The following is a 12,924-nucleotide window of genomic DNA, read 5'->3' as shown; positions in this document are numbered from 1 at the left end:
AGGGTTACTCACGTATCAGGGCGGTAAACTTGTAGCCTTTACCCCACACGGTGCGGATAAAATTCGGCTCCGCCGGGTTATCTTCAATCTTGATGCGCAGCCGGTTGATATGGGTGTTTACGGTGTGCTCATAGCCTTCGTGCTGGTAGCCCCAAACCTGGTTGAGCAGGTGCAGCCGCGAAAACACTTTGTCCGGGTTGCGGGCGAAAAAGTACAGCAAATCAAACTCACGCGGGGTGAGATCTATCGGCATCTGATTCAGCCGAACATCTCTGGCCAGCGGATCAATCGTGAGTGGGCCAAACGTCAGCGTGCCGGCGTCTATCTTGAGGTTCTGGCTCATGGCCTCCTGACGGCGGAACAGCGCCTTCACGCGGGCGACCAGTTCGAGCATTGAAAACGGTTTCGCCAGATAGTCGTCCGCGCCCAGTTCAAGCCCCAGCACGCGGTGCGTTTCGCTGGAGCGAGCGCTGATCATAATAATCGGCGTGTAGCGCGTCATGCTTCTGGCAAAGCGGCAAATCTCCAGGCCATCGACGCCGGGCAGCATCAGATCGAGAATCAGAGCATCCCAGCCGCCTTGCCTGAGCTTTTCCAGTCCGAGATTGCCGTCGGCGGCATGCACAATCTCGAAGCCTTCTTCCCGTAAATGCAGTTGCAGAAGCTCGGCGATATTTTCGTCGTCTTCCACGATCAGTATTTTTTTTGCCTGATTCACTTTGTCTGTCCCCACACGCTGGCATAGCCAAAGTTTACACAACTCGCGTCGGTTAAGTTGTCACATTTAATTTAACTTTGCGTGAGGCAATGGGGAACAAATCTGGCCAATACTCGCTGCATCGAATCACGAGGAAGCCGGACGATGGAAAGCTCAACGCTGCATACCGCCCCAACGCTCATTCACCCGCTATGGCTGAGGCTCTGCCACTGGCTGAATGCGCTGGCGATACTGATTATGGTCACCAGCGGCTGGCGAATTTATAACGCCTCTCCGCTGTTTCATTTCCAGTTTGCCAACGAATTGACGCTCGGTGGCTGGCTGGGTGGCGCGCTGCAGTGGCACTTCGCCGGGATGTGGCTGTTTGCGATCAACGGCGTGATTTATCTGCTGTGCAATCTCTTCAGCGGCCGCTTTAAGCAGAAATACTGGCCCTTATCGCCTCGCGAATTCTTCCAGGACGCCTTTGCGGCGCTGCGGGGGAAATTGGCCCACGCTGACCTGAGCCATTACAACATGGTGCAAAAGGCGGCCTATATGTTTGTTATCGCCGATAGCCTGCTACTGGTTATTTCCGGCCTCGTCGTGTGGAAATCCGTGCAGTTTGCCCTGCTGCGAGAATTACTTGGTGGCTACGACACGGCGAGGTTTATCCACTTTTATGCCATGTCCGCGCTGGTCGGCTTCGTGGCGATTCATCTGCTGATGGTGGCGCTGGTGCCCCGCACGTTGCTCGCCATGCTCCGTGGCCGCTGAGGAAGAAACATGAGCGATAAAAACGAAATCATTAAAGAAGCGACGCAGCTGATTAATAAGCAGCTCACGCAGGAAGGCCGCCGTCGTTTTTTAAAGCAGGGCTTAACGCTCGGCGGCATCGCGATGCTCACCGGCTGCGATATCAGCGATAACGCCACGGTTGAAAGTTCGCTCAGCAAGATTTCACGTTTTAACGACCGTATTCAGGCCTGGCTGTTTAACGGCAGCCAACTGGCACCGGTTTACCCGGAAAGCATGATCGACGCTAACTTCCCGTTTAACGCCTTTTACGGCGAGGACGAAGCGCCGGACATCAACGGCGACAGCTACCGCCTGGAGCTTGCCGGGCTAATTACCGACAAGCGCCCGTGGACGCTGGCACAGCTTCACCAGATGGCGCAGGTCAGCCAGGTGACTCGCCATATCTGCGTCGAAGGCTGGAGCGCCATCGGCAAATGGGGCGGCGTCCCTTTTGCCCTGTTTCTGAAAGGGATTGGGGCCGACCTGCGAGCCAAATACGTCAGCTTTAAATGCGCGGATGACTACTACACCAGCATTGATATGGCCACCGCGCTGCATCCACAAACGCTGATTGCTTTAACCTGGGATGGCAAAGTCCTGCCGCGCAAATATGGCTACCCGATGAAACTGCGTATCCCTACCAAACTCGGCTACAAGAACCCGAAGCATATTCAGGTCATTGAAGTCACCAATCGCTACCCCGGCGGCTACTGGGAAGACCAGGGCTATAACTGGTTCGGTGGTAGTTAACTCTCTGTCTCACTGCAAAATCAAGGAAATACATCATGAAGAAGATCTACGCTGCCCTGCTGTGCTCCACCATGCTGTTCGGTATCGCCGGGGCTAACGCTGCCGACTCGATGAGCAAGGATTCCATGGCCAAAGACGGCATGGGCAAAATGACCCACACCTGTAAAGACGGCATGAAGAAAGATTGCATGTCCAAAGATGGCATGAAGAAAGACGGGATGAGCAAAGACCATATGGGCAAAGACAGCATGGCCAAAGACGGTATGGCGAAAGACAGCATGAGCAAGCAATAAGCCTGACGCTACGCCAGTCTCACCCTCTTCTGGCGTAGCGAACTCATTTCCCACCAGCCGCATCAATAAAGGTGCCGGTCACGTAAGATGCCTTTTCGCTCAGTAGCCATAGAATGGCCTCCGCGATCTCTTCCGGCTGACCGCCGCGCTGCATCGGCAATGCCGTTTTCACCCGATCAACTCTCCCCGCTTCTCCACCGGAAGCATGCATTTCGGTATAAATAAAACCGGGCCGCACGCCGTTCACGCGGATCCCCTGCGCGGCAACCTCTACCGCCAGCCCGGTGGTCAACGTATCGACGGCTCCTTTGGACGCGGCATAATCAACATATTCCCCAGCAGCACCTAAGCGGGACGCGGCAGAAGAAACATTCACAATGGCTCCACCTTCCCCACCGTGACGCCAGGCCATGCGCTTCACCGCTTCCCGGCAGCAGAGAAAATACCCGGTCACGTTTGTCGTCAGTACGCGATTGATACGTTCCGCCGTAAGGTTTTCAATGGTCGATTGCTGGAACAAGATACCGGCGTTATTCACCAGCGCGGTCAGCGGCCCAAATGCGTTATCGATTTCGGCGAACATCGCCATCACCTGCAGCTCATCGGCAATATCCGCCCGCAGCGCCAGCGCTTTTCCGCCCTGGGCAATGATCGTATTGACCACTTCATCCGCAGCCTGCTTATTGCGGAGGTAGTTCACCACCACTTTATAACCATGCTGAGCCAGCAACAGCGAGGTGGCTTTGCCAATCCCCCGGCTGCCACCGGTAACCAGAGCTATTTTCATACGTCTTCTCCAGAAAACAAGAAAGGGCACCGAAGTGCCCTTAAGGTTGATGACAAAGAGGAAAAAAGCGTGGTTTTTTCCTCTTTGTGATTATCAGCCGAAAATCAATAAATTGATTTTCCTTATTTTTTTGACGAATCGTCTAGCATTTCTACTATCACCAGAGGATTGTCAGCAGTCTTTAGGGCACCGAAGTGCCCTTGATTCAATCTGTAAAAACTATTCGTACTCGCTCATCGGCACGCAGGAGCAGAACAGATTACGGTCGCCGTAAACGTCATCAAGGCGCTTCACGGTTGGCCAGTATTTATTGCTGAGACCTGCCGGGAAGACTGCCAGTTCGCGGGTGTACGGGTGCGCCCACTCGGCAACGATTTCGTCCTGAGTGTGCGGCGCGTTCACCAGCGGGTTGTCTTCCAGCGGCCATTCGCCTGCAACGACGCGGTCGATTTCGCTGCGGATGGACAGCATCGCATTAATAAAGCGGTCCAGCTCCACTTTGCTTTCGGATTCGGTTGGCTCAACCATCAGCGTGCCCGCTACCGGGAACGACATGGTTGGCGCGTGGAAACCGAAGTCGATCAGGCGCTTGGCGATATCCAGCTCGCTGATGCCGGTTTCTTCTTTCAGCGGACGAATATCCAGAATACATTCGTGAGCCACACGGCCATTCGCGCCGGTGTACAGCACCGGATACGCGGATTTCAGGCGGGTCGCGATGTAGTTGGCGTTCAGAATCGCTACGGAGCTGGCTTTCTTCAGGCCGTCCGCGCCCATCATGCGGATGTACATCCAGCTGATTGGCAGAATAGAGGCGCTGCCAAACGGGGCGGCGGAAACCGCGCCTTGCTGGGTCAGCATCTCTTCAATCTGCACCACGCTGTGGCCCGGTACAAACGGAGCCAGATGCGCTTTCACGCCGATTGGGCCCATGCCCGGGCCGCCGCCGCCGTGCGGAATGCAGAAGGTTTTGTGCAGGTTGAGGTGTGAAACGTCCGCGCCGATATACCCCGGCGTGGTGATCCCCACCTGGGCGTTCATATTGGCGCCGTCCAGGTAAACCTGGCCCCCAAACTGATGCACGATCTGGCACACTTCGCGGATCGTTTCTTCGTACACGCCGTGAGTGGACGGGTAAGTCACCATGATGCAGGAGAGCGCTTCGCCCGCCTGTTCGGCTTTAACACGCAGATCCTGCAGATCGATGTTGCCTTGTTTATCACAAGCCACGACGATCACTTCCATACCCGCCATTTGCGCCGAAGCCGGGTTGGTACCGTGCGCAGAGCTTGGGATCAGGCAGATGTTGCGGCTGCCTTCGTTGCGGCTTTCGTGGTAGCGGCGGATAGCCAGCAGGCCAGCGTATTCGCCCTGGGCGCCGGAGTTCGGCTGCATGCACAGCGCGTCGTAGCCGGTCAGTTTCACCAGCCAGTCGGACAGCTGGGCGATCATCTGGTGGTAGCCTTCGGCCTGGTTTGCCGGACAGAACGGATGCAGCTCGGCAAATTCCGGCCAGGTGATCGGGATCATTTCGGCCGCGGCGTTCAGCTTCATGGTGCAGGAGCCGAGCGGGATCATCGCCTGGTTGAGCGCCAGATCTTTACGCTCCAGAGAGTGCATGTAGCGCATCATCTCGGTTTCGCTGTGGTAGCGATTAAAGACCGGGTGGGTCAGGATCTCGTCATCGCGCAGCATCGGAGCCGGAATGGACTGGCTGTCGTTGGCAACGTCACGATCCAGCTTGTCGATATCCAGGCCGTGAGCATCGCCCAGCAGCACGTCGAACAGAGCAACAACATCTTCACGGGTGGTGGCTTCATCAAGAGTGATGCCTACCGCGTTCAGGATGTCGCTACGCAGGTTAATTTCACGCGCTTCGGCACGCGCCAGCACGGCGGCTTTATCAGCCACTTCAACACAAAGGGTGTCGAACCAGTGTTTGTGGCGCAGAACCAGACCTTTCTGCTGCAGGCCAGCGGCCAGAATGTCGGTCAGGCGGTGGATCCGGCCTGCAATGCGTTTCAGGCCAGCCGGGCCGTGGAAGACCGCATACAGGCTGGCAACGTTCGCCAGCAGCACCTGGGAAGTACAGATGTTGGAGTTCGCCTTCTCGCGGCGGATGTGCTGCTCGCGGGTTTGCATCGCCATGCGCAGCGCGGTGCGGCCAGCGGCATCGCGGGAAACGCCGATAATACGGCCTGGCATGGAACGTTTAAATTCATCGCGAGCGCCGAAGAACGCCGCGTGCGGGCCGCCGTAGCCCATTGGGACACCGAAGCGCTGGGCAGAACCGAAGACAATGTCCGCGCCCTGTTTGCCCGGCGCGGTCAGCATCACCAGCGTCATGAAATCTGCGGCTACGCTGACCACAACTTTGCGCTGTTTCAGCTCGGCAATCAGAGCCGTGTAATCATGCACTTCGCCGGTAGTGCCCACCTGCTGAAGCAGCACGCCGAACACATCCTGATGATCCAGCACTTTTGCCGCATCATCGACAATGACGTCAAAACCGAAGGTTTCCGCGCGGGTACGCACCACGTCCAGCGTTTGTGGATGAACGTCAGAGGCCACGAAGAAACGGTTAGCGTTTTTCAGCTTGCTGACGCGCTTAGCCATTGCCATAGCTTCGGCTGCCGCGGTAGCTTCATCAAGCAGAGAAGCGGAAGCGATATCCATGCCGGTCAGGTCAAGCGTGACCTGCTGGAAGTTCAGCAGCGCTTCAAGACGCCCCTGGGAAACTTCAGGCTGGTAAGGCGTGTAGGCGGTGTACCAGCCTGGGTTTTCCAGCATGTTACGCAGAATCACCGGCGGCGTTTGTACCGCGGTGTAACCCATGCCAATGTAAGTTTTGAAGCGTTTATTGCGGCTGGCAATGCCTTTTAACTCTGCCAGGGCCGCAAACTCGGTCGCCGCGGCGCCAATCTGAGGCGGCTCAGCAAGCTGAATATCCTGTGGGACAATGCTGGCGATCAGGTCTGGGAGCGTCTTCGCGCCGACGGTCTCCAGCATCTCTTGCTGCTGCTGCGCGTCCGGGCCAATGTGACGATCGATAAACGCTTCGTGATTCTCTAACTGACGTAAAGACTGGGTCATGAGCGGTGATTCCTGAAATGGTTTCCCCTCCCCACCAGGGAGAGGGGTTTAAAAATTACTCGTCTTCTAACAGTGCTTCATAGGCAGAAGCATCCAGCAGCGCGGCAATCTGTGCTTCGTCGCTGGCTTTAATTTTGAAGATCCAGCCTTCGCCGTAAGGTTCGCTGTTGACCAGCTCCGGGCTGTCGCTCAGCGCGTCGTTGACCGCAACGATTTCACCGCTGATTGGGGCGTAGATGTCAGAAGCCGCTTTCACGGATTCAGCAACGGCACAATCATCACCGGCAGAAACGGTGGCGCCCACTTCAGGCAGGTCAACAAATACCATGTCGCCCAGCAGTTCCTGCGCGTGTTCGGTGATGCCTACGGTGTAGCTGCCATCAGCTTCTTTACGCAGCCATTCGTGCTCTTTGCTGTATTTCAGTTCGTTCGGCACATTGCTCATTGTTTTCTCCTGATACCTGATTTCAAAATTTAAAGCGCGACCGGCTTACCGGCGCGAACAAAAATAGGTTTGGTGACTTTGACCGGCATTTCGCGGTTGCGGATCTGCACGATCGCCGTTTCACCGATGCCCGCCGGGACGCGAGCCAGCGCAATGCTGTAGCCGAGCGTTGGCGAGAAGGTGCCGCTGGTGATTGCCCCTTCGTGCGTATTGCCCTGCGCGTCGGTAAACCGTACCGGCAGCTCATTACGTAATACGCCTTTTTCGGTCATGATCAAGCCAACCAGCTCTTCGGTGCCGTTCGCGCGCTGTGCTTCCAGCGCTTCACGGCCGATAAAATCACGATCTTCAGGCTGCCACGCGATGGTCCAGCCCATGTTCGCGGCTAGTGGAGAAACGCCTTCGTCCATGTCCTGGCCGTAAAGATTCATGCCAGCTTCAAGACGCAGCGTGTCGCGAGCGCCCAGGCCGCAAGGCTTAACGCCCGCTTCAACCAGCTGCGCCCAGAATCCCGCGGCCTTGTCGTTCGGCATCGCAATTTCATAGCCCGCTTCGCCGGTGTAGCCGGTGGTGGCAATAAACAAATCACCGGACTGCACGCCAAAGAACGGTTTCATGCCTTCAACGGCTTTACGCTGCGCTTCGCTAAACAGCGTGGCGGCTTTGGCCTTCGCATTCGGCCCCTGAACGGCAATCAGCGCCAGGTCGTCACGCGCGGTGACGGACACGCCAAACGGTTCAGCGTGCTGGTTGATCCAGGCAAGGTCTTTTTCACGAGTAGCGGAGTTAACAACGAGGCGGAAATAGTCTTCGGTGAGGAAATAGATAATCAGGTCGTCAATCACACCGCCGGAAGCATTGAGCATGGCAGTGTAAAGCGCTTTGCCCGGCTGGGTGAGTTTGGCGACGTCGTTGGCGACTAAGTAACGCAGAAACTCGCGGGTACGGCTGCCGTGCAGATCGACGATGGTCATGTGCGACACGTCGAACATACCAGCGTCGGTGCGTACAGCGTGGTGCTCATCAATTTGCGAGCCGTAGTGCAGCGGCATCATCCAGCCGTGGAAATCAACCATGCGGGCACCGCAGAGCGTGTGCTGTTCAAATAAGGGGGTCTGTTGAGTCATCTTTTCCTCTTTAACCATCTGGTGGCAAGGCGGATTTGGCTTTGCCAACCGTCAGACGAAACCCGGCATCGCCACCGTTCCCCGATAGCGACGCAAACGTTACCTTTGACCTGAACTTACCACCGAACGGGGGCGTAAACCATAAGCGAAAAACGGTCATTGCATTAGCTTATGACCAAAATGGGAGAGGAAGCATGCAGAGTAATTCACTGTAAAAATGCGATTCACTCCACATTAACAGCAGGTATTTCGTGTCGAATTTAGCACTGGCTAACATTTACGACCATTTCAGAAACAAATTGACTACATCGCATAATTTGTAAGATTAGAAAATGTAATCCGAGATTTGTCCTGAGATTAGAATATTTCAAACGAGGGAGCAGATACCCTTCCCGGTCATCGGGAAGGGAAATGTGACGGGGTTATCACTATGGATTCCATCAGGTGGGTGAGTACTGCTCCCCCCTGTAGCTCGAAGTACGACGAGTATTTATTGCAGCCAGGATGGCAGATCTTGCAACCCCATCGCCTGGCGAACCAGCTGAGGTTTAACTCCCGGCAGCGTATCGGCAAGCTTCAGGCCAATATCTCTGAAGAGTTTTTTCGCCGGGTTGCTGCCGGCGAACAAATCGCGGAAGCCTTGCATACTGGCCAGCATCACCGCCGCGCTGTGCTTGCGGCTGCGCTCATAGCGACGCAGGTAGAGATGCTGCCCAAAATCTTTGCCTTCGCGATGCAGGCGGCGAATTTCCGCAATCAATTCAGCGGCATCCATAAAACCGAGGTTGACGCCCTGCCCGGCCAGCGGGTGAATGGTATGGGCGGCATCGCCCACCAACGCCAGACGATGGCCGGCAAAGCTGCGGGCGTAGCGGCCCGTCAGCGGGAAGGTGCGGCGCTCGCTTTCAACAGAACACAGGCCGAGACGCATATTAAACGCAACGGAAAGCGCCTGGTTAAACGCTTCATCGTCGGCCTGCTGCATACGAGCCGCTTCTTCCGGCGGCAGCGACCAGACAATAGAGCAAAGATGTGGGTCAGAAAGCGGCAGAAATGCCAGAATGCCTTCGCCGTGGAACACCTGACGTGCGACGGCCTGATGCGGCTCGGCGGTGCGAATCGTCGCTACCAACGCATGATGGTTATAGTCCCAGAACGTCAGCGGGATATCGGCTTTGTCCCGTAGCCAGGAGTTGGCGCCATCTGCGCCCACCACCAGCCTTGCAGTTAGCATTGTGCCGTCTTTCAGGGTCAGGAACGCGTCGTTTTCACCCCAGGCGACCTGGTTAATGTCCACGGGTGCCATCAGGCTGATGTCGCTGCATTGCTCCGCACGTTGCCACAGCGCCTGGTGGATCACCGAGTTTTCGATGATGTGCCCCAGGTGGCTAAAACCGAAGCTCTTATCATCAAAGGCGATTTGCCCGAAGCTGTCTCGCTCCCAGACTTCCATCCCGTGATAGCTGCTGGCTCGCTCGCTGATTTTTGGCCACGCGCCCAAATGCGTCAGCAGCTTTTCGCTCGCCGCATTGATAGCCGAAACGCGCAGTTCCGGGGCAGCTTCAGGCCCCAGCGGCTGGGGAAGATGACTTTCAATGACCGCAACGCGCAGGCCGCTGCCCTGAAGTCCGCAGGCCACCGCCAGCCCCACCATGCCGCCGCCGACAATCGCCACATCTACGCTTTGCAAATTGACTCTCCTTTAACGCGCCACCCAACCCAGGGTGCGCTGAGCCAGCACGTCTCGTGCCGGAGTAAAATGTTCCATCGTCATCAGGCCAAGGTTACGGCCCGCCACCAGCGGTGCCCAGCGGTTAGCAAACAGCTGAACCAGCCCGTCAGTGACGCCAATGGTTGCCGCTTTATCTGCGGCACGGCGCTGCTGATAAGCGGCCAGAACCGGGAAACTGCCGACATCCGTACCTGCAGCGTGCGCCTCTGCCAACCCTTCAGCCAGCGACATAACGTCGCGCAGGCCAAGGTTGAACCCCTGCCCGGCTATCGGATGCAGCGTTTGCGCGGCATTGCCTACCAGCGCCAGGCGATGGGATACGGTCTGAGAAGCCTGTTGTAACGCCAGAGGATAATGATGGCGAATGCCTGCATGGGTAATTCGCCCCAGCCGCCAGCCAAAGGCACGCTGAAGCTGCTGACAAAACTCTGCTTCGCTCCAGCTTTCAACCTCCTCACGGGCATCCAGCGCATGGCACCAGACCAGCGAGCAGCGCCCGTCGGACATCGGCAGCATGGCGATTGGCCCGTATTCGGTAAAGCGCTCAAATGCCCGGCCATGATGGGGTTCAGAAGTAGTGACGTTGGCAATCACGGCGATCTGCTGGTAGCTCTGCGGCTGCCAGGTGATGCCACACTGCGCCGCCAGCTTAGAACGGGTGCCATCCGCGGCAACCAAAACGTTGCCCTGCAGCTCAACGCCGTTATCCAGCACAACCTGCACGCTATGCTCATGCCGGGTAAACGACGAAACGCGCTGCGGACAGTGCAGCGTTACGCCAGGCGCTTTGCGCAGCAGGCTAAAAAGACGCAGCCCGACGTCGTGTAGCTCCACAACCTGCCCAAGCGCATCAATCTGGTAATCCTCAGCTTCAAGGGTGACGAAGCCGGCGTGGCCTTTGTCGCTGACGTGCACGGTTTTAATTGCCGTGGCGCAGTCGGCGAGCGCAGACCATACGCCAATGCGGGCCAACTGCTGCCGGGTGCCCTGGGCGAGCGCGATGGCTCTGGCATCAAACCCCGGATGAGCGGCTGAGTCCGGGGCAATCGCCTCGATGAGGTGCACCGGCAATTTTCCCTGGGTGAGGGTCGATATGGCTAATGCCAGCGTCGCCCCCGCCATCCCGCCGCCAACAATGATGACGCTCATGGCTGACGTGCCGCTGCCATCAGCGCTTCGATATCGTCTGCCGACTTCACCACGCTGGCGGTCAAGTTCTCGTTGCCGTCTTTGGTGATCACAATGTCGTCTTCAATGCGGATGCCAATGCCACGATACTGCGCGGGCACGTCCGCATCCGGAGCAATATAAAGCCCTGGTTCGACGGTGATGACCATACCCGGCTCCAGCACGCGTGACCTGTCCTGCCCGTAAGCGCCCACGTCGTGGACGTCCAGCCCCAGCCAGTGGCTCAGGCCATGCATAAAGAACGCGCGGTGGGCGTTATTGGCTATCAGATGATCGATATCGCCTTTCAGAATACCGAGCTTCACCAGCCCCTTAACCATGATGCGCACCACTTCCGTCGTCACTTCCTGCATGGACGTGCCCGGCCGGTAGAGTTTTAGCGAGGTTTCGAGCGATTCCAGCACGATGTCGTAAATTTCACGCTGCGCCGGGCTGAATTTGCCGTTAACAGGGAAAGTGCGCGTGATGTCTCCGGCGTAGCTTTGGTATTCACATCCGGCGTCTATCAGCACCAGATCTCCGTCGCGCAGTTCACTTTCGTTTTCGGTGTAATGCAGAATGCAACCGTTCTCACCGCCACCCACAATGGTGGTGTACGAAGGATAACGCGCGCCGTGGCGAGTAAACTCGTGGTGAATTTCACCCTCGAGCTGATATTCAAACATTCCCGGGCGGCAGGCCTGCATGGCACGAGTATGCGCCAGCGCGGAAATCTCCCCGGCACGACGCATAACGGCAATCTCTTCTTCGGATTTGAAGAGGCGTAGTTCGTGTACCGTCGGGCGCCAGTCGGTCAGGGTTGCGGGCGCAGCGAGATTTTGACGCGAACCACGACGCAACTTATCCAGCGCGGCAAAAACGATGTTATCCGCATATTCGTACTCGCCCTGAGCGTGGTAAACCGCATCCAGGCCGTTTAGCAGGAGATGTAATTGCTCACCGATTTCGCTGAAGGCCAGCGCGCGATCCACTCCTAACTTCTGCGGGGCAGCGTCCTGGCCAAGCCTGCGGCCAAACCAAATTTCTGCACTTTTATCCCGCACGCGGTTGAACAGCACGCTGTGATTATGCGACTCATCGCTTTTAATGAGCACCAGCACGGCTTCCGGCTCGTTAAAGCCGGTGAAGTACCAAAAATCGCTGCTCTGCCTATAAGGGTATTCGCTGTCGGCATTGCGGGTCGCTTCCGGGGCCGCGAAAATTAACGCAGCGCTGCCGGGCACCATTTTCGCCAGTAGCGCCTGGCGGCGGCGAAGAAATTCCTGCTGGGTCATCACATCTCCTGATTTTTTGATCGTTAGTGGAGCGTAGGTTTGCGTACCTCTGGCGCGGTCGGTGCCGCGTGAGTAAAGGTGTCGTGGCACAGCAGCGCGGCAACACGCACATACTCAATGATCTCTTCGAGCGACATCTCCAGCTCTTCCTGGTCTTCGTCTTCGTCGTAACCCAACTGGGCAATATTACGCAGATCGTCAATGGCTTCGCCGGTTTCACCGGTGACTTTGTCGAGCTTGCTCTGCATGACGCCGAGGCCCAGCAGGAAGTGGTTTACCCAGCCGGAAAGCGCATCGGCGCGATCGAAAACGGAGACATCATCCCCGTCCGGCAGGTAAAGCTGGAACAGGAAGCCTTCGTCTTCCAGCGCATCGCCAATGGCGCCGTGCATCTGGCGCAGCGGATCTGCGAGGTTCTGGCTAAAGGCCAGGCCTTCGTTGGTCAGGTCATGCAGCAGCGTTTGCCAGCTGGTGTCTTTGTTACCACCGCAAAGCATGCCGCTGATCAAGCCGTGCATTTCTGCAGGCGTCAGACCCACACCCTGTTGGTTCAAAAGTTGGCCGACTAAGTCGTAGTCCGGCATTGCGTTCTGTATTGACATGCGCATTCGTCATCGTTGGCAGGAATAGTGTGTGTTATGCTACCACCAGGACCCCCGCAGATACCAGAAAAGGGCTTGTATCTTGATATCGGGATAGCTATAGTGGCGCCCCTTCCGCTACCGGGGCCGGTAGCGTAA

The 12,924-nt window shown here is 56.9% G+C and carries 12 protein-coding genes; 3 read left to right on the top strand and 9 right to left on the bottom strand.

Annotated features, from left to right (window positions below):
- Window positions 1-4: 4 nt before the first annotated feature.
- The gene (locus F3J28_RS17405; protein ID WP_008461615.1) at window positions 5-718 is read right to left on the bottom strand and encodes a winged helix-turn-helix domain-containing protein; all 714 of its coding nucleotides are present in this window, start codon (window positions 716-718) and stop codon (window positions 5-7) included.
- A 144-nt stretch (window positions 719-862) separates the two neighbouring features.
- On the opposite strand from F3J28_RS17405, the gene F3J28_RS17400 reads away from it, so the two are divergent.
- From F3J28_RS17400 to F3J28_RS17390, 3 genes are read left to right on the top strand one after another with little or no spacing between them, the layout of a single operon-like run.
- Entirely contained in the window at window positions 863-1,474 is a 612-nt protein-coding gene (locus F3J28_RS17400) for a cytochrome b/b6 domain-containing protein (protein WP_166878188.1), read from the top strand.
- Between the two features lie 9 nt (window positions 1,475-1,483).
- Window positions 1,484-2,245, top strand: coding sequence for a molybdopterin-dependent oxidoreductase (locus F3J28_RS17395; RefSeq protein ID WP_166878185.1), 762 nt, complete (start codon window positions 1,484-1,486; stop codon window positions 2,243-2,245).
- A gap of 35 nt (window positions 2,246-2,280) precedes the next feature.
- Window positions 2,281-2,538, top strand: coding sequence for a pentapeptide MXKDX repeat protein (locus F3J28_RS17390; protein ID WP_061275656.1), 258 nt, complete (start codon window positions 2,281-2,283; stop codon window positions 2,536-2,538).
- A 43-nt stretch (window positions 2,539-2,581) separates the two neighbouring features.
- Here F3J28_RS17390 and F3J28_RS17385 read toward each other — a convergent pair whose 3' ends face one another.
- The 8 genes from F3J28_RS17385 to F3J28_RS17350 form a co-directional block, all read right to left on the bottom strand.
- Entirely contained in the window at window positions 2,582-3,325 is a 744-nt protein-coding gene (locus tag F3J28_RS17385; protein WP_166878182.1) for an SDR family oxidoreductase, read from the bottom strand.
- Between the two features lie 219 nt (window positions 3,326-3,544).
- Window positions 3,545-6,418, bottom strand: coding sequence for an aminomethyl-transferring glycine dehydrogenase (gcvP, locus tag F3J28_RS17380; protein ID WP_166878180.1), 2,874 nt, complete (start codon window positions 6,416-6,418; stop codon window positions 3,545-3,547).
- A 55-nt stretch (window positions 6,419-6,473) separates the two neighbouring features.
- Window positions 6,474-6,863 carry a glycine cleavage system protein GcvH gene (gene gcvH / locus F3J28_RS17375; protein WP_126354671.1) on the bottom strand — a complete coding sequence of 130 codons (390 nt, stop codon included), beginning with the start codon at window positions 6,861-6,863 and terminating at the stop codon, window positions 6,474-6,476.
- Window positions 6,864-6,892: 29 nt separating this feature from the next.
- On the bottom strand, window positions 6,893-7,990 hold the full coding sequence (gene gcvT / locus F3J28_RS17370) for a glycine cleavage system aminomethyltransferase GcvT (protein ID WP_166878177.1): 1,098 nt from the start codon (window positions 7,988-7,990) through the stop codon (window positions 6,893-6,895).
- A 490-nt stretch (window positions 7,991-8,480) separates the two neighbouring features.
- Entirely contained in the window at window positions 8,481-9,680 is a 1,200-nt protein-coding gene (gene ubiI, locus F3J28_RS17365) for an FAD-dependent 2-octaprenylphenol hydroxylase (RefSeq protein ID WP_166878174.1), read from the bottom strand.
- A gap of 12 nt (window positions 9,681-9,692) precedes the next feature.
- Window positions 9,693-10,871: a 2-octaprenyl-6-methoxyphenyl hydroxylase gene (gene ubiH / locus F3J28_RS17360; RefSeq protein WP_166878171.1), complete on the bottom strand. Its 1,179-nt coding sequence runs from the start codon at window positions 10,869-10,871 to the stop codon at window positions 9,693-9,695.
- Entirely contained in the window at window positions 10,868-12,184 is a 1,317-nt protein-coding gene (gene pepP / locus F3J28_RS17355) for a Xaa-Pro aminopeptidase (RefSeq protein ID WP_166878168.1), read from the bottom strand. Before pepP ends, ubiH begins: the two co-directional genes overlap by 4 nt.
- A 23-nt stretch (window positions 12,185-12,207) precedes the next feature.
- The gene (locus F3J28_RS17350; protein ID WP_008461600.1) at window positions 12,208-12,786 is read right to left on the bottom strand and encodes a YecA/YgfB family protein; all 579 of its coding nucleotides are present in this window, start codon (window positions 12,784-12,786) and stop codon (window positions 12,208-12,210) included.
- Window positions 12,787-12,924: the final 138 nt, after the last annotated feature.

This window comes from Enterobacter sp. Ap-1006, assembly GCF_011752835.1.
In the GTDB taxonomy this organism is placed as follows: Bacteria; Pseudomonadota; Gammaproteobacteria; order Enterobacterales; family Enterobacteriaceae; genus Cedecea.
The sequence above is the reverse complement of the archived record's forward strand: the minus strand, read 5'-3'. Positions and strand labels throughout refer to the sequence as shown.